Raw genomic sequence first — 18,833 nt, 5'->3', positions numbered from 1 at the left:
CGCGCGTTTGAAGGATGGACATCCGCCAACAACTCCTCGCCGCCTTTGAGGCCGAGCATCGCGAGCATCTCGACGCGATCCGCGGCGGCCTTGCGGCTGCGGCCGAGGACAGGCCGGTCGACTGGAACGACGTCTTCCGCCGCGCGCACAGCCTGAAGGGCGCATCGCGCGCCGTCGACCTGCCGCCCGTCGAGGCGGTGGCGCATCGCCTGGAGACCCTGTTCGAGCAGATCAAGGGCGGTGAACGCCTCCTCGACCGTGACGCGCTCGCGGCGATCCACCTCGCGCTCGACCGCATCGAGGCCTTCGTCGCAGGCATGAAGGACGGCGCGCCGGCCATGCCGGCCGATGCACTCGCGGCGCTCGACCAATGCCTCACCCTCGCGTCCGCTTCGCCCGCAGCCTCCCCACAAACCTCATCGCCGGGATCGCCGGCTGCACAACGGCGGGAGCCTGCACCAGAGCCGGTCGGCGATGCGGGACGGCAAGCAGTGCTGCGCGTGCCATCTGTGGCCGTCGAAGCTCTGACCGCAGCGACGCATGGACTCGCCAATGCCCTCTCCGGGCAGGCCGCCATCGGTGAAGGTTTAGCCCAGATCGCGACTGCTGCCGCGGGCCTGCGCAAGCGCGTCGAGGCCATGCGGTCGGGTGCCCCAGCGCTTGGCTCCGAGCGCGGCCGCGCTGATCTCGGCGAGCTGGAATCGGCACTCAGCGCCATCGCACGTGACGCGCTCGATCTCGCCCGTCGCCAGCGCTCCGGCACAGCGGCGGTCGAAACAGCGTCTGCGCGCGTGCGCGATGAGACGGAGCGGCTGGCTCTCGTCCCTGCCGAGACTGCTTTCGGGGGCTTTGCCCGCTCGCTGCGAGAGATGGCGCGCGAAGAGGGTCGCGAGGTCGAAGTCACGGTGCGCGGTCTCGATCTTCCCGTTGATCGCGGCATGCTGCAGGCGCTGCGAGACCCGGTGCTGCACATTCTGCGCAACGCCCTCGGTCATGGTGCTGAGACGCCCGAGGCGCGCCGTAAGGTAGGCAAGCCGGACGCGTTGTCGATTCTGTTCGAGGTTGAGGCGCGGGGCAGCCGGCTGGTGATCGGGGTGCACGACGACGGGCGCGGCCCCGATCTCCCGGCAATCGAGGCCCGCGCCCGCGAGCGCGGCCTGCTAGGTCCTGGCGAGAGCGCCAATCCCGAGAAACTCCTCACCTTCGTGTTCGAGTCCGGTTTTTCGACCGCTCGCGGCGTCGATACCCTCTCCGGCCGAGGGATCGGTCTCGCGGTGGTGGCCGAGGCAGTCGATCGACTTCGGGGCAGCGTCCGTCTGTCGGCTCGCGAACCATACGGCACCTCGCTCGTGCTCAACCTGCCGCTCTCAGCCGCGCGCCGGCCGGTGCTGTTGGTCGACGGCGGCGGCACAACCTACGCGCTGCCGAGCGCAGCCGCGGAGCGCCTGCTTCGCCTCGCTCCGAGCGACATCGGCACTGTAGCTGGTCGGCCTGTCGCCCATGTTCTTGTGGACGACGGTAAAGGGCAGATCGAACTCGCGCTGCCGATCGTCGGCCTCGGCGATCTCATGGGCTCCGCAGAGTCCGACGGCAGTGTATCAGCTAAGGCTCAGGTCATCCTGCTCCGCTGTGGGGGCAGACGCTGCCTTCTGAGCGTCGATGCGCTGCAGGACGTGCGAACCCTGCTCGTACTGCCAGCTCCGGCCATCGGCGCCGATCCGAGCCTGATTGTCGGGACGGTCGTGGTCGGGAGCGAGACGCCGGTCCTGGTCCTCGACCCAGCTGGCTTGATCGCCCGTGCTGAGACACCGGTCTTGCGGTCTCGCCCATCAAGTACGAAAGCATACTTTGCCGGCCCCGGAACGATGCCGAAGCCGCGACGTTCGACGATTTTGGTTGTCGACGACTCGATTACGACCCGCACGCTGGAGAAGAGCATCTTGGAAGCGGCCGGGTACCGAGTTGTCGTCTGTGTCGATGGGCAGGATGCGCTCGACCGGCTGCGCGCCGAGATAGAACCCGTCGACCTCGTCGTGGCCGACGTCGAGATGCCGCGCCTCGATGGCTTCGGTCTTCTCAAAGCCTTGAGGGCTGAGCCGAGCTTGGCGACGCTACCAATCATTCTGATGACCTCGCGCGGCGCCTCGGAGGATGTCGCCCGCGGTTTGGAACTCGGGGCAGACGCCTACCTCACGAAGCAGAAGTTCGATCAGCGCGAACTCCTAGAAACCGTCGGTCAGCTGCTGTGAGTGTGGGTGTTGGTGGTCCAGTACGAGTGATGCTCGTCGAGGATTCCCTCGTCGTACGCACGCTGCTCACCCACATCGTCGCCCGCGATCCGCGGCTTATGCTCGCCGCCGCGGTTGCCTCCGGCGAGGAAGCTCTCGCGGCGATCGATACGGTCCGGCCCGATGTGATCTCGATGGACATCCGGCTGCCTGGGATAGACGGCCTCGAGACAACGCGCCGCATCATGGCCGAGCGGCCGACGCCGATCGTCGTGGTGGCGGACGCGGTCGAGGATTCCTCGCTCAAGATCTCCATGAATGCCTTACGTGCCGGCGCCCTCTCAGTGGTCGAGAAGCCGGTCGCTACCACCAACGACAGCTACGAGTCCGTCGCCGGCGAGATCTGCACCCAACTCAGGATCATGGCTGCGGTGCCAGTGATCCGACGGCGGCCGATCGGGTCGGGTTGGCCGGCGCGCGCCGCGGACGTCGCCGCACGCGGGTCTGTGCTGCCCTCACTTGAGGCACGGCCGAACGTGTTGGCCATCGCCGCCTCCACCGGCGGTCCACCCGCACTTGCTAAGGTGCTCGGCGCTCTACCAGCGGATTTCCCGCTGCCGGTGCTGCTAGTCCAGCATATGGGCGCGGCTTTTATGGAGGGGTTTGCCTCCTGGCTCGATGGCGTCGTCACCCTGCCGGTCTCGATTGCGCGAGATGGCGAGCGGATTGCACCGTCGCACATCTACGTCGCGCCCGGCGACAAGCACCTCGAACTCGCCGCCGGCCGAGCGCTGCGAGTGACCGACAGCGCGCCGGTCGGTGGTCAACGCCCGGCAGCAACCGTGCTGTTCCGTTCCGTCGCGCGGCAGGCCGGCGTGAGAGGGCTCGGAATCCTGCTGACCGGGATGGGCGAGGACGGAGCGCTCGGATTGCTCGATATGCGCCGAGCTGGCGCTCCCACCATCGCTGAGCATGAAAGCACCGCCGTCGTCTACGGCATGCCTGCTGCAGCCGTGCGCTTATCCGCCGCCGGCAACGTCCTCGCCCTCGACGAGATCGCGCCGCAGATCCTGCGCCTCGCACTGTCCGAGGCTGGATCATGAGCGGCGCCGCCACTGCGCCTGCGCAGCCCGCGCGCCTGCTCCTCGTAGAGGATTCGGAGACCCAGGCGCTCGAACTGCGCCTTCTGCTCGAAACGAACGGCTTCACTGTCGAGCGCTGCGCGACGGCCGAAGCCGCTCTCGACCGGCTCAATGATGGTCTGCCCGATCTCGTCGTTGCTGACTACCATCTCCCCGGAATGAACGGCGACGAGTTTACCCGGCAGATGCGCTTGTCGTTGCGCACCCGCGCGCTGCCGGTGCTGATGTTGACCGGCGCACAAGACGGCGAACGCCAGGGGCTCGAAAGTGGAGCCGACGCGTACATTGCAAAGTCGGCGGATCGCGACCTGCTCGTTCTGCGGATCAGGGCCTTGCTGCGGGAGCGCAAGGAAAGCGCCCATGCAGCGGCGGCCGGCGGCTCGGCTTTTCGGCGCGGGCGTATCCTCGTCGTTGATGGCAGCGCGACCTACCGCACCTTCTTCGCGGGCCTTCTCAGCCAAGACGGGCATGCCATCGAGACGGCCGCGAGCCGCGAGGAGGCGCTTGCTGCCCTGGATGCGCCGGGCGCTGCCTTCGACTGCATCACCATCGACCTGATGGGCCATGCCTATGATGGGCAGGCGCTTTGCCGCGAGATCGCCGAACGTCGCGCGACGACCATGGGCTCCGCCGGACATCAATCCTTTCATCTCGTCTGCGTGGCCGGCAGTGCACCGGAAAAATCACTGCTCGTCGCGGCTTTCTCGGCCGGTGCCGACGATGTCGTCGTCAAGACGGACAGTGAAGTCCTCGCGATGCGCGTGCGCGGCCTCGTCCGCCGCCGCCTACTGGAGGAAGACAACCTGCGCATTTCCGGCGCGTTTGGTGCGCGTGAGCGGGCTCTAGAACGCGCCCGCGCCGAGGCTGAGGCGGCCGAGGCTCGTGCGGCGCTCGCCGACGCGCTCGAACAGGCTAATCGCGACCTCGCCGACGCCAATCGGCGTCTCACCGATGCGCAGGCGAAGCTCGTCCAGGCGGCCAAGATGGCCTCTCTCGGCGAACTCGTCGCCGGCATTGCCCATGAGATTAACAACCCGCTAGCCTTCATCCTGGCGCACCAGGGCACCGTGGAGCGCTTGCTCGGCGAAGTGCCGGAGCCGGAGGACGATGCCGGTCAGCGTGCGCTTTCTAAGGCGCGAGACCGGGTCAGCTCCATGCGAATCGGCCTGACCCGCATTCAGGATCTCGTGCTCAACCTCCGTAAGTTCTCGCGGCTGGATGAGGGCGAGCGTGCGCTGGTCGACGTGCCCGAGGCCATCGAAACGGTCCTGGCGCTTCTTCAGCACAAGCTCGGCGACCGTATCACGGTGACCCGCAACTTTGCCGGTCGTCAGCAGATGCACTGCACGCCGGCGCTCCTGAATCAGGTGGTCATGAACATCCTCGGCAACGCGGCCGATGCGATCTCCGGCGAGGGCACCATCGTCGTGGAGACGGTGGCCGAGCCCGATACTGACCTGATCCGGATCAGCGATTCCGGCCCCGGCATCCCCGAGGAGTTGCGAGAGCGGATCTTCGAGCCGTTCTTCACAACGAAGCCCGTGGGCTCGGGCACGGGTCTCGGCCTGGCAATTGCCTACTCGGTCGTACAAGCGCATAGCGGCTCCCTCAGTGTGGAGGTGGCCAAGGGAGGCGGAGCCTGCTTCGTGATCGGCATTCCGCGGCAGGTGGATCGGGCATGAGCGTGAAGGGCACGATCCTGGCCGTCGACGACGAGCCGGATATCTTGGTGGCCATCGAAGATCTCTTCGAGGACACCTACCGGGTGCTGACCTCTTCCAAGCCGGCCGAGGCCTTGGAGTTGCTCCGTTCCGAGCCGGACGTGGCGGTGATCGTCTCGGATCAACGCATGCCGGGCATGACCGGCGACGCGCTCCTCGCCCAGGCCCGCGCCTTCCATGACGCGCAGGCGATCCTGCTCAGCGGCTACGCGGATATGTCGGCGGTGATCGCGGCCCTGAACGAGGGCGGCATCATCGGTTACGTCACCAAGCCTTGGGATCCGACCCTTCTGCGCTCTACTGTCCGCAACGCCTACGAGCGTCATCGCCTCGCGCGCGATCTCGCGACCGAGCGTGCGCTGCTGCGCGGACTCCTCAATCACTCTGAGGATGCGATTTCGTTCAAGGACGCCGAAGGTCGCCTGGTACGCCTGAACGCCCGCAAGGCGGCGCAGCTCGGCCAGGAGCCCGCCGCCTGCATTGGGCGTCCGGAGAGCGATTTCCGCTCGGCTCCGTCAGGCGCGGCCCTGGATCAGGCTGATACCGCTGCCATCGTGAGCGGCCTGCCTTCCGAAGTCGTCGTGTCGGAAGGTCCGCTCGGTGCCGAGCGCTGGTCGAACATCACGCGCGTGCCGATCCGCGGGACGTCGGGAGCGATCGAGCATCTGGCGACGATCGAGCGCGACATCACCGAGCAGAAGGTGTTGGAGGCGCGGCTGCGCCAGTCCGACAAGATGCAGGCGCTCGGCACCCTGGCCGGCGGCATCGCTCACGACTTCAACAACCTGCTCACCGCGATCCTCGGCAGTCTGGAGCTGGCCGCCCCGAAGATCGCCGATCAACCTCGCGTCAAGCGCCTCATCGACAACGCCACTGGTGCGGCCCAGCGCGGATCGGCCCTGACCAAGCGGCTGCTTAGCTTCAGTCGATCGGGAGACCTTCGGCTGCGCAGCGTAGACGTGAATGCGTTGATCGAGGGCATGAGCGACCTGTTCGGGCGGAGCCTCGGCGGGCTCGTCAGCGTCAGGACCAACCTAGAGCCTGGCCTGCCCCGGGCCTGCGTCGATCCCGACCAGCTCGAACTCGCGATCCTGAACCTCTGCATCAACGCCCGCGACGCGATGCCGGACGGCGGCACGATCACGGTCACCACACGTGCTGCGTCGGTCAGCGGCGATGCGGACCTTCGGGACGGCAACTACGCGGTCCTCACCGTGGCGGACGAGGGCACCGGCATCCCGCCGGAGCTGCTGGAGCGGGTCTGCGAGCCGTTCTTCACGACCAAGGCCGTTGGCCAGGGGACGGGGCTCGGCCTCGCCATGGTGTTCGGGCTCGCGCAGCAGGCGAAGGGCCGCTTGCGGATCACCAGCGAAGTCGGCACAGGCACTCGCGTCGAGCTGACCCTGCCGCAATCCGATGAAGCTGCGACGGATGACGCGGCCGCTGCAACCGACGGCGCTCCTGCCCTCGCGGCCAGCCCGGCGCGCATCCTCGTGGTCGATGACGACGAGGACGTCCGGCATGTCACCGCGTCATTCCTCAACCGTTTTGGCTACGACGAGACTGAGGCTCCGGATGGCGCCTCGGCACTCGCGATGATGGAGCAGGCAGAGTTCGACCTCGTGGTTGCCGATCTCGCCATGCCGGGCATGAGCGGGATCGAGTTCGCCGCGGAGGTCCGCCAGCGCTTTTCCGACGTGCCTGTGCTGATCCTTACTGGCCATGCCGAGGCCATGCCGATCCCCAACGACCTTCCGGTGCTGGCGAAGCCGTTCGAGTCGGCCGACCTCGCGCGTTGTGTCTCGACGCTTCTGTCGGCCTGAGTGCGAGAGCGCACGCGGTAGCTGCGAGCGCGCCTGTAAGCGACAATGCGATGACGCTAAGTCGTCAGCATCCTTCGGATGCCGCGGCAAAGCCATAGGCGGCTTCGTTGAGCAATCGGCCGATGAACGGCCGGGAGCTCGTCTTGTTTTTTTGTGAAACCTTGATCATCCCCGGTGGCGGAACGCCCCCTCGGAATGGGTGGCGTCCATCTGCGAAGACTGATTGACATGACAAACCGGCCCAACACCCGCCCGCGCGTTCCGAATTTCTCGTCCGGACCCACCACCAAGCGCCCCGGCTGGACCCTCGAAGCGCTCGCGGGCGCAACCCTTGGACGCTCCCATCGCTCCACTCCCGGCAAGGCCAAGCTTCAGGAGGCCATCGCGTTGACGCGCGAGGTGCTGCGTGTGCCGGCCGATTACCGCATCGGCATCGTGCCCGCCTCAGACACCGGCGCCGTTGAGATGGCGATGTGGTCGATGCTTGGCCCGAAGCCGGTCGAGGTGATGGCGTGGGACTCCTTCGGAGCCGAATGGGTCACCGACACCCTGAAGCAGCTCAAAATCGACCCGATCGTCCGTACAGCCGAGCACGGCGTGCTGCCGGCGCTTGATGCGATTGACAGCCGGCACAACGATATCGTCTTCACATGGAACGGCACCACCGCCGGCGTGCGCATCCCGCACAGCGACTGGATCGCCGACGACCGCGAGGGCGTCACGATCTGCGATGCCACGTCGGCCGCGTTCGCGATGCCGCTCCCGTGGGACAAGCTCGATGTGGTCACCTTCTCCTGGCAAAAGGTCATGGGTGGCGAGGCCGCGCACGGCATGCTGATCCTTTCGCCGCGGGCCGTTGCGCGCATCGAGAGCCATACCCCGGCCTGGCCGCTTCCGAAAATCTTCCGCATGACCAAGGGCGGCAAGCTGATCGAGGGTATCTTTCAGGGCGACACCATCAACACACCTTCGATGCTCGCAGTTGAGGACTATCTCGATACCTTGAAATGGGGGCAGTCGATCGGCGGCCTTGATGCGCTTCATGCGCGAGCCGACGCCAATGCGAAGGTGCTGCACGACTGGGTGGCGCGCACCCCCTGGATAGGCCATCTCGCCGTGGATCCGGCGACCTACACTAACACCGGCGTCTGTCTCGTGATCACCGACCCGGACGTGCTCGCCAAAGGTGACGCCGTGGTGGCCAAGGTCGCCAGGGGCATCGTCGAGCGGCTCGACGACGAAGGCGTTGCCTACGACCTGGGCGCCTACCGTGATGCGCCTCCCGGCCTGCGCATTTGGTGCGGAGCCACCGTCGAGGCCTCCGACCTTGCGGCTCTGACGCCCTGGCTCGACTGGGCTTTTGCCCAGGAGAAGGCAGCGCTCGGCGCGGCTGCAGCCTAGTACCGTTCGATCCAACCCGACCGCCTCAACCTGACGTGCTTGAGGGATCGAGGCTGCAGGCTATCGCCCGACGACCTGCATGTGAGCGGCTACTCCTTCGAGCGGTCGAGTGTCCCGAGGCCATAGGCGTTCAGCGCATCCACTGTGATCGCGCTGGCCTTGCCGTCACTGCTGATGGTGAAGCGGATTGAAGATGGCCGGTCGGGAGCCTCCGCATCGGGAAAGCTGAGAAAGAGGTCCCGATCGAAATGACGGAGCGGGTAGGTTCGCGCGCCGCCAGGTCCGACCGTCAGGGTCAGCGTGCCATCCGCTTCGGTCACGACCGCTCGGCCGACGAAATCGTTGGCGTATCGCCCGGTATATGAGCCGAGCGCCAGGGCCGCGGTCGCGTCGGACGGAGTGTGGCCGTAGGCGGCTTTGGCCTCGTCATCCACGGGAGCGAACAAGGCTCTGTACGCGGCGCCCCAGTCCTTCACCCAATCCCGGCTGACCCTCCCATCAAAGATGAGGTCGGCGAAGCTGTCGGCCAGTCCTTCCGGGACGCCGGAGGGAAAGGCGTTCGTTAGAACAACGATGCCTAGCCTCGCCTTCGGATGGATGGATGCGAGGGTCTGTGCGCCGGCACTGAAGGCGCCGGCATGGCCCCATGTCAGACCATGACGGCCGAATTCGATGTTCCAGCCGAGTCCGTAGAACGAGGCGCTGCCATTGACGGGGTTCGTCCCTCGCGACGTCAGTGGCACATGGGTCTCGTCGAGGGCGGACGCGGCGATGAGCTGTTTACCGTCGAAGCGCCCATTCGCGATTTCCAACTGCAGCCACTGGGCGAGATCACGCACGTTCGCGCTGATGCCGCCAGCGGGCGCCTGCGGATCGGCATTGCGATGAACGCGAGCGACCCATTCGCCGTCGGCCCTGATGTGTAATGCGGCACGATTGGCGCGAGACAGGAAGTCGGAGTGGGTCGTGCTCGTCGAGGCCATGCCGAGAGGTTCGAAAAGCTTCTCACGGGCGACGACCTCCCAGGGTTTGCCGGTCGGCTTTGCGGCCGCGACGGCCCCCTCTGTCAGCCCGAAATTGCTGTAGGAGTAGCCTGCGCGAAAGCTGGACGACGCTGGAACCAGGCGCAGTCGGTGCAGGATCTCGTCACGGGCGTAGCCTATGGCCTCGAGATCGTTGCCGGCGATGCCCGGCAGGCCGCTGCGATGGTTAAACAGATCCCGGACGGTGACCTGGGAGGTCGGATAGGCGTCGTGTAGCCGAAAGCTGGGGTCGAGATCCGCGATGCGCGAATCCCATTTGACCACGCCTTCGCTCACGAGAGCCGCGACCACCGTTGCGGAGATCGGCTTCGAGAGGGATGCGATCTGGAAGACCGTCTCTCCGTCCACCGTCTCGGGCTTGCCGACTTCCCGGCGGCCGAATCCTTTGAGGAAGAGCGTCTGGTCGTCGAGCACCACTGCGATCGCGAGGCCGGGAACCTCGCCCGCGTCAACGACCCGTTGCGCCTGCGCTTCGAGTGCCGGAAGTGCGGCCTCGACCTGGGCACGCGTAATCGCCTGTCCCATCGAAGCGTGAGGCATGACGATCGCCACGCTGAGAAGGCATGCTCGTCTGAGGAGCCATCTCAAACGACACCGGAGCATAGATTTCTGCCTATCTTTCGGTGGTCCGGGGGAGCCTAGGCCCGATATGCCGGGCGGCCGTCAGCGACGCTCTCGCGAAGCAATCCTGCCCTTCGCTCATATCGGGTTGGATTGCCTCGCCGATCGCTCCTTCGTCGCAGAAGGCGCTGTCACTGTTCAGGTGAAGGTATCGAGCTTCCCATGATGCTCGGCGAGGAGGTAATAGAAGGTCAGGCGAGACTTGCTGCGTGAGCCCTTCATCTTCTCCGCGACGGCTTTGATCGAGGCGTCCAGGTCGGGGCCGGACAGACCGAGCTTCTTCTCAAGAAAGTTCTTGCGGACCGTCTCCAACTCCGCCTTGTCCGAGGCAGCGACGTAGCGTGAATCGGCTTTGGAGAGTACCAGCCGGTAGGTCTTCGCAAGACCTTCGACCGCCTTCTCGTTGACAGGTGCCTTGGCGTATTTCTTTACGTCCTCGAGATGATCCGACATGGCGAAACTCTCCTTCGACCGATCGTGGTCATCAGCAGAATGCCGTAATTTACCGTAAAGCGGCATGGGCAGGCGTACTCGTCCACAGTCAAGCAGATGACTGAACTGTGCCAAGAGGCGCGAACCGGCGGCCGTGAGGCTTCCGTGGGATCACAATGATGGCAGGGTATTTCAGGGCATGAAGATCGACGGCCGGCACTACCGCACCATCTTCCCGGACAAAGACGGCGCAGCGGTTGAGGTGATCGACCAGACCCGCTTGCCCTTTGCCTTCGAGCTTCAGCGCCTCGCCACCATGGATGACGCCGCGCGCGCAATCCGCACCATGGTGGTGCGCGGCGCGCCACTGATCGGCGTGACTGCCGCATACGGTTTGGCGCTGGCGATGCGCGAGGATGCTTCGTCCGAGAATATCGAGCGTGCCGTTGCCGCGCTGGCTGCGACGCGGCCGACGGCGATCAACCTGCGTTGGGCGCTCGACCGCGCGGCTGCTCTCCTGCGCGCGGCGCCTGAGCAGGATCGCGAGGTCCTCGCCTACGCGGAGGCTGCCCGCATCGCCGACGAGGACGTGGCGAGTTGCCGCTCGATCGGCGAGCACGGCGCGCGCCTCCTCTCCGCCATCGCGGACCGGAAGGACGGGCCGGTCAACGTGTTGACCCACTGCAATGCCGGGTGGCTCGCCACTGTCGACTGGGGGACTGCCCTTGCGCCGATCTACGTGGCGCATGATGCTGGAGTGCCGGTTCATGTCTGGGTCGATGAGACCCGCCCCCGCAACCAGGGTGCTGCCCTTACCGCCTTCGAACTCAATGCCCACGGCGTGCCGCACACCGTGATCGCCGACAACGCCGGCGGCCACCTGATGCAGCACGCGCAGGTTGATATCTGCATCGTCGGCTCGGACCGTACGACCGCGAGCGGCGACGTCTGCAACAAGATCGGCACTTACCTGAAAGCGCTTGCCGCGCACGACAACCGCGTACCGTTCTACGCTGCCCTGCCCTTCTCAACGATTGACTGGACCCTGAACGACGGCGTCGCTGAGATCCCGATCGAGGAGCGAGACGGGCGCGAGGTTAGCCACATGACCGGGCGTACTGACGAGGGCGGCTTCGCCACTGTGCAGGTGGTGTCGCCGGGCAGTCCCGTGGCTAATCCGGCCTTCGATGTAACCCCGGCGCGGCTTGTCACCGGCATCATCACCGAGCGCGGCATCGCGGAGCCAAGCACGGATGGGCTGCTTTCATTGTATCCGGAGCGGAAGCAGGCCGCCTGAGCGGTATTCGTCAAGTCCAGTGCGATAGATCACAGTCATCGCGGTCGTCGTTTGCCATCACCGCGGCAACGCCGACCCCGGAGTCGGCATCCACGACGGTCTGTGCCGATGCTCATCCTGACACCACGCGGCCGCGCCAGCGCCCGGTCGGCCATGCTCGCCTTCGGCTCAGTAGCCGGCAGCTTCTGGCTCATCAGCCTGCTTGCGGCGATGCTGATCAAAGCGGGTCATTCGGGGCGATCTCTGACATTGGACCTTGCCGGGGTGACCACCGTGCTGATGGTGGTCTTCGTCCTGCCCGCCATGCTCTGCGCGTGGCGCGGCTGGTGGAGCGGTGTCATCCTCTCCTTCGTCGTCGGCGTGGTCGCGGTGGCGGGTCTTATCGCCTTCGCCAGTGCCTGACGCTGCTACCAGATCCCGGGTATGAGACGGTAGCGCACGCGAGCTGTATAGGTGTCGTAGCCGTCCAAACCGGTGCGCAAGGTTCGTTCCTCGAGGCCTGTGCGCACGCCGAACAACGCAAGAAAGACGGGCAGAAGAGCCAAAGCCCACCAAGAGCCTAGCAGCAGAGACGTGCTCGCGAACATGATGAGCGCGCCGGCATACATCGGGTGCCGGACATAGGCGTAAGGGCCACTCGTGATAAGCGCGTGCCCACGCTCTCGCTGGATCCGCACCGTGGGCACCGCGAAGCTATTCGCGCGGAATGTCCGGTAGGTGATCCACATCGACAGTGGAAGCCCGATCGCTCCGACGACTTTCAGCCAGACCGGAACCCACGACCAGCCGAAGCGGACAGCGTCGAGCGGCATGACGATCAGCCACGCGAGCATCGTCGCGAAGAGCATCACCATCAGCTGCTTATCCTGCACCGGCTGGCCTTCAGCGGGCGCCAGCCGCAGACGCTCCTTCAGTAGGGCAGGATCGTGCTTGGCGAGCAGAAGACCCGAGACCAGCCCACAGGAGGTGAGCTCGGCCAGAAAGACCCATGCGCCCATCCAGCGAAGGGTACCGGCGAGACCGAACAGGATCACGCCGATACCGCCGAACCAGAGCACGATCTGGACGATCAGGTTCACGATCATGCGCATCTCCAACCTGCGCGGCTGCTCGGTGTGTCGTCTCCTATGCCCCTGCCGGCTGCGGTCCTGCCAGGAACGGCTCGTCCGCCGCACGCGAGCCTCCGACGAACAACGCCATCAGCGCCGCGACTAGGCAGAGCAGGCCGGCTGAGACGAAGGCGGCAAAATAGTCACCGGTATTGGTGCGCACCACCCCCGCGAGAGAAGCAGCCGCCGCCGCGCCGATCTGATGCATGGCGGCGATCCAGCCGAACATCAGCGCGGCATTCTCCTCACCAAAGGCTCGGCCGGCGAGGTCCACGGTCGGCGGTACGGTGGCAATCCAATCGAGGCCGTAGAAAACCGCGAACAGCGACAGGCCGTAGAAGCTGACGTCGAAGGAATAGGGCAGGAAAATCAGCGAGAGCCCTCGCAGCGCGTAGTACCAGGCGAGCAGCTTGCGGCTGTCGAAGCGGTCGGTGAGCCAGCCCGAGGCGGTGGTGCCGACGAGGTCGCAAAGGCCCATCAGCGCCAGTAGGCCGGCGGCGGTGACCTCGGGAATGTTGTGGTCGATGCAGGCGGGGATCAGATGCGTGCCGACGAGCCCGTTGGTCGAGGCGCCGCAGATAAAGAAGGTGCCTGAGAGCAGCCAGAAATCCTTGGAGCGCAGGCCCATGGCGAGGCCCCGGAGGGCGCGCTTCGCCGGGTTCACGCCATCCGCGATGGGCGGCTTCACCTCGGCCTCTCCGTAGCGCGGCAGACCGAGATCGGACGGGCGATCGCGCAGGAGCAGGCTGGCAAGTGGCACCAGGGCCAGGGCGGCTGCGGCCACGGCGAGCGAGACGGCGCGCCAGCCCTGGGCGACGGCGAGGCTTGCCAGCATTGGCAGGAAGACAAGCTGTCCCGTAGCGCTGCTTGCCGTCAGCAGGCCGAGCACGAGCCCACGATGGCGCGTGAACCAGCGGTTCGCCACGGTCGCGCCAAGCACGTTCGCGACCATGCCCGAGCCCGAGCCGACAACGATTCCCCAGAGCAGCAGCATCTGCCAGGGCGCATTCATCCAAGTGGTCGCGGCCGTGCCCGCAGCGAGAATGAGGAGGGCAGTGCAGACCGAACGGCGCAGACCGAAGCGCTCGATGATCGCCACCGCGAAGGGCCCAATCATGCCGTACAGGAAGATGTTCGCCGCGATCGCGACGCTGATCGTGGCCGCCGACCAGCCGAACTCGCGCTCCCAAGGGACGATCATGATGCCGGGCGTCGCGCGGATCCCGGCTCCGACCAGCAGTACGATGAATGTGATGGCAGCCACGACCCAAGCGTAATGGAGGCGGCCCGTGCCTGTCGGAATAGTGGGGGATGCAGACATGGTCGTCCTGCTTAGGAAGGTCGGCGACGGGTGTGATCGACGGCAAAAATCCCGCCGTCATTGCGGGGCTCTCGGGAGGCGAGAACCCTGATTCCACAGAGGATGCGGGGCATGACGGTGAGGCCGATCTTAGGATCTCGATCCGGCTGCACGGCCCCGGAATGACGGAGAATTCGCTCAGGCGTACTGCGCCTCGCCGTTCCCGAAGGACCAGTTCTCCTTCACGACTTCGACGAGGCTGATGAACACATCCTCGCGGCGCAGACCCAGCCGCTCGTGCAGGCCATCGGCGACCTGCTTGTAGAAGGCCTGTTTCTTCTCGAGGGTGCGACCAGCATTCAAGGTGAGCTGGATCACGACGCAGTCGGGCGTGCGCTGAATGCCGAGATAGTTCGGATCGATGATCAGGTCGGCGGCGGGGTGCTCGGTGATGATTTGAAAGCGGTCGTCCTTCGGTGCGCCGAGCGCCGAGACGATCGCCTCGTAGACGACGTCGCCGATGGTGCGGCGGTGCTCGGCGGACTTGCCTTCGACCAGATCGATGCGTGCCAGGGGCATAGTTTCCTCCTTACGGGTACATACCCGTTCCTGCGCAAATGAAAGACGATCAGGGCTGCTGAAGCGCAGCCAGTTTGTTGGCGATCGCGGTGAAAGTTGACGGCCCCATGGCTTCGGACAACCGGCTTTGAGCCTCGCGCCAATACGGTAATGCCTTCTCGATGGCCGCGATGCCGGCTTCGGTTAGATGCACGATGCGCTCGCGCTGATCGGCTTCTCCTACGTCGAGCCGTACGAGGCCGCGGCGTTCCAACGGATCGAGGTTGCGGCCCATGGTCGAGCGATCGAGGGCGGTCTCCAAAGCGAGTCGCGTGACCGAGACCGGGCCCAGTCGTGATAGTGTTCGCAACACCGAGAATTGGGTGATCCGGAGGTCAACCGGCTTGAGTGCGTCGTCGTAAGTCGCGGTCACCGAGCGGGTGATGCGGCGGAGTGTGCTGCACAGGCATGGACTGTCAGTCGACATAATGCAGGTATATACACGCATCTCGGCATACGCCAAGCATTTTCGTTACCGCATGTGGGTTCGGGCTGAGGTTATGCGAGGCGAAGGCTTACGCGGACCACTGCCAGAAGACCGATCCGGTAAACTCAAAGACCGGCTCGCCACGTTGGTTCTCGGCCGTGTTGTGGTGGTGCGCCAGGCCCCAGCCGGGCCGTGAGGTCGAGGCACGCGCCCCCACGAGCTTCGTCGCGTAGCGCAGCGTATCGCCGGCATAGACTGGACGCAGCCAGCGCATGTTCCTGAACCCTGGAGACGGCCCGAGCTGTGGTACGGGCCCGTGCTTTGCGGTCAGCCTCATGTCCCGCGCCCAAGTCGCGTGCAGCCGCTTCATCCAGACCGCGGCCGTGTGCCAGCCCGAGGCGCAGAGGCCGCCAAAATGGGTCTCGCGTGCGGCCGCGGCATCGGTGTGGAAGATCTGCGGATCGTAAACCTTGGCGAAAGCGATAATGGCATCGGGCTCGAAACGGTGCTGTCCAAGATCGCGTGAGGCACCGATCTCCGCCTCGCCGAGGAACGGCAGCGGAACAGCGTCGTCGGCCTCGCGCACCGGTTCGAACGGCTTCTCCTCGAAGGTGACGCTGCGCGGCGCGGGTGTATGGCCACGCCGCGCGAACATCACACTGAAGGCCTGCGTCATCACGGGCTCGCCCCCGCCATCGGTGATCGTCAGCTTGAACCGGACGAACCCGCGGTCCGGCTTCGAGCTGGATGGACGGGTCTCCTCGACGCGTATCGTGGCGCTAAGCGTGTCGCCGGGCAGCACGGGTTTGAGCCAGCGCAATTCGTCGATGCCCGGAGAGCCCATCGAACTCGATTGGAGCATCAGACCATCGGCAAGCAGGCGCATGCCATAGCAGGCGGTCTGCCAGCCGGAGCCGATCAACGTGCCGACGAAGGTCGCCTTTGCCGCGACCTCGTCGAGGTGAAAGGGCTGTGGGTCGAATTCTCTAGCGAATGCGACCATCGCCTCGCGCGTTGCCGTGATGGGACCGCCGGTGAATTCCTGGCCAGGTTCGAGGTCTTCGAAATGATGGAAGCGCATCGTGGTCCCGGTCGCGGGCTTGGGTTGCCCTTCGGCTAACACGCGCAGCTACCGGCCGACCACTCTCAGAACGCGCCGGCCGCGTTGTGCGCGAGGCGGATCGGCTCGGGTAGTCGAAACTTCGGCGAGCAGCCCATCACCAGATCAACCGCGCTCGGGATGTCGGCAAGATGTCCTGGCGAGATGAAGAGCGGATGCGTGGCCGTTCGCGTGCGGACGACGGCACCAATGGTCTCGCCCCGGTCGACGAGCGGGACGTGCGCGCCCTTCTCTTCGGCGAGCGGCGCGTTCGTACCGCAGAGCCGGGTCTTGCCGACGCCGATCGTCGGGCGCTGCAGCCACAGGCCCATATGGCTGGCGATTCCAATGCGGCGCGGATGCGCCGTGCCCATACCGTCAAACAGAAAGACGTCAGGCTCGGCCTTCAGCTTCTCGAAGGCTTCCTCAAGGACCGGCCCTTCGCGGAAGCTCAGCAGGCCGGGAATGTAGGGGAACGGCGTCGGCCGCTCGGCCGTCGCGATCTCGACAACCAGGAAGCCCGGATAGGTCACGATCACGACGGCAGCGCGCGAGCGCTCGTGCTTCACGCTGACATCGACGCCCGCCACGAGATGCACGGCCGAGAGATTGATCGGCCGGTCGGCGATGATCTCCGTGCGCAGCTCGCGTTGCAGGGCTACGGCTTCAACCGGCGTCAGCTCCCAGGGGTGGCGCCGGTTCAGCTCCATCTTAGTTGGCGAAGCGGAAGTGGAGCACGTCACCGTCCTGCACGACGTATTCCTTGCCCTCCAGTCGGAGCTTGCCGGCATCGCGGGCGCCGGCCTCACCATTAAGTGAGGTATAGTCCTTAAAGGCGATCGTCTCGGCGCGGATGAAACCCTTCTCGAAATCCGAGTGGATCACGCCGGCGGCGCCGGGGGCACGGGTGCCCTTGGTGATCGTCCAGGCACGGGCCTCCTTCGGGCCGGCCGTAAAGTAGGTGATCAGGCCCAGGAGATCGTAGCCGGCGCGGATGACGCGATTCAGGCCCGGCTCCGAGAGACCGACCGCCTCGAGAAAGTCGGCTTGGTCGGCTTTCGCCATTACCGCGATCTCGCTCTCGATCTTGGCCGAGACGACGACGGCCACTGCGTTCTCGGCCTTGGCACGCGCAAAGACCTGCTCGGAATAGGCGTTGCCCTTGTCAGCATCGCCCTCGTCGACATTGCAGACGTAGAGCACAGGCTTGGCCGTGAGCAGCCCGAGTTGCCGGAACAGGAACTCTTCCTCCGGCTTGCGCTCAACGACGCGGGCCGGCTTGCCGTCCCGCAGCAGCGGCAGGGTGCGGTTGACGAGGTCGAGGAATTCCTTGGCCTCCTTGTCGTTGCCGCGGGCACGTTTCTCGAGGGCGACGACGCGCTTCTCGAGGCTTTCGAGATCAGCGAGCATCAGCTCGGTCTCGATCGTCTCGATGTCGGCGTTCGGATCGACCTTGCCCTCGACATGGGTGACATCGCCGTCGTCGAAGCAGCGCACGACGTGGGCAATGGCGTCGCATTCGCGGATGTTGGCGAGGAACTGGTTGCCGAGCCCCTCCCCCTTCGACGCGCCACGCACCAAACCCGCAATGTCGACGAAGGTTAGCCGGGTTGGGATGATCTCCTTGGACGTCGCGATCCTGGCGAGATCATCGAGCCGGGGATCCGGCACGGCTACGTCGCCGACATTCGGCTCGATGGTGCAGAACGGATAGTTCGCAGCCTGCGCCGCGGCCGTCTGCGTCAGCGCATTGAAGAGGGTCGACTTGCCGACGTTCGGCAGGCCGACGATGCCGCATTTGAAGCCCATGGATCACCTGTTCCTGCAGCGAGCGCCGTATCGGCTGCTCGAAAACGTTCTTTGAGACGAGAGGTCAACCCTGCGTCCTGGTATCCTTGCCCGGCGGCTTCACGTCGGCCCAGCCGCGGCCGACCATGGCGAGGTGGACCTTGTTCTGAAAGCTCTCGTTCTCGCCGGCTGCGACGAGCGGGGCGTTGTCGGCGACTGCGCGACAGAGGTCTTCCACCCACGGCTCCTCGGACTTGCCGAAATCGTTGAGCACGAAGGCGTGCACCAGCGCCTTGTCGCCGGGATGGCCGATGCCGAGGCGCACCCGGCGATACTCGTTCCCGCAGCAGGCCGTAATCGAGCGCAGACCGTTATGGCCGGCATTGCCGCCGCCCTTCTTCACGCGCAGCTTGGCGGGAGCGAGGTCGAGCTCGTCGTGGAGCACGATGACGTCCTCGAGCGCGACCTTATAGAAGCGCTGGGCCTCGCCGACCGAGCGGCCGGATTCATTCATGAAAGTCTGCGGCTTGAGCAGGATCGCGCGCTCGGTGCCGAGGACCACCTCCGCCGCCTCCCCCTGGAAGCGACGCCGGAATGGGCTGGCGCGGTGGACGCGGGCGATCTCGTCAACCGCCATGAAGCCGATATTGTGCCGGTTCTTCGCGTAGCGGGTGCCCGGATTGCCTAAGCCAACGATGAGCCGCATGGCTGCCCCGTCGAGATAAAGAAAAGGCCCCAGCCATAGGAGCCGGAGCCGATTGCGACGAAGGAGACGGAAGGGGCT

General features: G+C 65.6%; 17 protein-coding genes. 7 read left to right on the top strand and 10 right to left on the bottom strand.

Annotation, left to right across the window (positions count from 1 at the left end):
- Positions 1-14: 14 nt before the first annotated feature.
- The 5 genes from MGN01_RS09865 to MGN01_RS09845 all read left to right on the top strand — a co-directional run bounded on the left by MGN01_RS09865 (position 15) and on the right by MGN01_RS09845 (position 8,315).
- Positions 15-2,249: a hybrid sensor histidine kinase/response regulator gene (locus MGN01_RS09865; protein WP_147046430.1), complete on the top strand. Its 2,235-nt coding sequence runs from the start codon at positions 15-17 to the stop codon at positions 2,247-2,249.
- A 29-nt stretch (positions 2,250-2,278) separates the two neighbouring features.
- Positions 2,279-3,331, top strand: coding sequence for a chemotaxis-specific protein-glutamate methyltransferase CheB (gene cheB, locus MGN01_RS09860; RefSeq protein WP_147046447.1), 1,053 nt, complete (start codon positions 2,279-2,281; stop codon positions 3,329-3,331).
- Positions 3,328-5,052: a response regulator gene (locus MGN01_RS09855; protein WP_147046429.1), complete on the top strand. Its 1,725-nt coding sequence runs from the start codon at positions 3,328-3,330 to the stop codon at positions 5,050-5,052. Before cheB ends, MGN01_RS09855 begins: the two co-directional genes overlap by 4 nt.
- On the top strand, positions 5,049-6,914 hold the full coding sequence (locus tag MGN01_RS09850; RefSeq protein WP_147046428.1) for a response regulator: 1,866 nt from the start codon (positions 5,049-5,051) through the stop codon (positions 6,912-6,914). The genes MGN01_RS09855 and MGN01_RS09850 overlap by 4 nt, the downstream gene beginning before the upstream one ends.
- A 228-nt stretch (positions 6,915-7,142) precedes the next feature.
- Entirely contained in the window at positions 7,143-8,315 is a 1,173-nt protein-coding gene (locus tag MGN01_RS09845) for a phosphoserine transaminase (RefSeq protein WP_147046427.1), read from the top strand.
- Positions 8,316-8,404: 89 nt separating this feature from the next.
- Here MGN01_RS09845 and MGN01_RS09840 read toward each other — a convergent pair whose 3' ends face one another.
- Positions 8,405-9,898 carry a serine hydrolase gene (locus tag MGN01_RS09840; protein WP_238258050.1) on the bottom strand — a complete coding sequence of 498 codons (1,494 nt, stop codon included), beginning with the start codon at positions 9,896-9,898 and terminating at the stop codon, positions 8,405-8,407.
- A gap of 219 nt (positions 9,899-10,117) precedes the next feature.
- Positions 10,118-10,432 carry a DUF2853 family protein gene (locus MGN01_RS09835; RefSeq protein WP_147046425.1) on the bottom strand — a complete coding sequence of 105 codons (315 nt, stop codon included), beginning with the start codon at positions 10,430-10,432 and terminating at the stop codon, positions 10,118-10,120.
- Between the two features lie 178 nt (positions 10,433-10,610).
- Between MGN01_RS09835 and mtnA the strand changes: the two genes are divergently transcribed.
- Together mtnA and MGN01_RS09825 are read left to right on the top strand one after the other, a co-directional pair.
- Positions 10,611-11,708, top strand: a complete 1,098-nt coding sequence (gene mtnA, locus MGN01_RS09830) for an S-methyl-5-thioribose-1-phosphate isomerase (RefSeq protein ID WP_147046424.1) — start codon at positions 10,611-10,613, stop codon at positions 11,706-11,708.
- A 108-nt stretch (positions 11,709-11,816) separates the two neighbouring features.
- On the top strand, positions 11,817-12,110 hold the full coding sequence (locus MGN01_RS09825; protein ID WP_147046423.1) for a hypothetical protein: 294 nt from the start codon (positions 11,817-11,819) through the stop codon (positions 12,108-12,110).
- 5 nt (positions 12,111-12,115) lie between these two features.
- Here the strand turns inward: MGN01_RS09825 and MGN01_RS09820 are convergent, their stop codons facing one another.
- The 8 genes from MGN01_RS09820 to pth all read right to left on the bottom strand — a co-directional run bounded on the left by MGN01_RS09820 (position 12,116) and on the right by pth (position 18,755).
- Positions 12,116-12,793 carry a methyltransferase family protein gene (locus tag MGN01_RS09820; RefSeq protein ID WP_147046422.1) on the bottom strand — a complete coding sequence of 226 codons (678 nt, stop codon included), beginning with the start codon at positions 12,791-12,793 and terminating at the stop codon, positions 12,116-12,118.
- A 40-nt stretch (positions 12,794-12,833) separates the two neighbouring features.
- Entirely contained in the window at positions 12,834-14,138 is a 1,305-nt protein-coding gene (locus MGN01_RS09815; RefSeq protein ID WP_147046421.1) for an MFS transporter, read from the bottom strand.
- 177 nt (positions 14,139-14,315) lie between these two features.
- Positions 14,316-14,696 (bottom strand): tautomerase family protein, encoded by a 381-nt coding sequence (locus tag MGN01_RS09810; protein ID WP_147046420.1) that lies wholly within the window; start codon positions 14,694-14,696, stop codon positions 14,316-14,318.
- A 49-nt stretch (positions 14,697-14,745) separates the two neighbouring features.
- Positions 14,746-15,198, bottom strand: a complete 453-nt coding sequence (locus MGN01_RS09805; protein ID WP_238258049.1) for a MarR family winged helix-turn-helix transcriptional regulator — start codon at positions 15,196-15,198, stop codon at positions 14,746-14,748.
- A 52-nt stretch (positions 15,199-15,250) separates the two neighbouring features.
- Complete coding sequence (locus MGN01_RS09800; RefSeq protein ID WP_147046419.1) at positions 15,251-16,243, bottom strand: MaoC family dehydratase; 993 nt, start codon at positions 16,241-16,243, stop codon at positions 15,251-15,253.
- Between the two features lie 65 nt (positions 16,244-16,308).
- A complete protein-coding gene (nfi, locus tag MGN01_RS09795) occupies positions 16,309-16,971 on the bottom strand; it encodes a deoxyribonuclease V (RefSeq protein WP_147046418.1) in 663 nt (220 codons plus the stop codon).
- A 1-nt stretch (position 16,972) separates the two neighbouring features.
- A complete protein-coding gene (gene ychF, locus MGN01_RS09790; RefSeq protein WP_147046417.1) occupies positions 16,973-18,070 on the bottom strand; it encodes a redox-regulated ATPase YchF in 1,098 nt (365 codons plus the stop codon).
- Positions 18,071-18,134: 64 nt separating this feature from the next.
- Positions 18,135-18,755: an aminoacyl-tRNA hydrolase gene (pth, locus tag MGN01_RS09785; protein ID WP_147046416.1), complete on the bottom strand. Its 621-nt coding sequence runs from the start codon at positions 18,753-18,755 to the stop codon at positions 18,135-18,137.
- Positions 18,756-18,833 lie beyond the last annotated feature (78 nt).

This window comes from Methylobacterium gnaphalii (assembly GCF_007992215.1).
In the GTDB taxonomy this organism is placed as follows: domain Bacteria; phylum Pseudomonadota; class Alphaproteobacteria; order Rhizobiales; family Beijerinckiaceae; genus Methylobacterium; species Methylobacterium gnaphalii.
The sequence above is the reverse complement of the archived record's forward strand: the minus strand, read 5'-3'. Positions and strand labels throughout refer to the sequence as shown.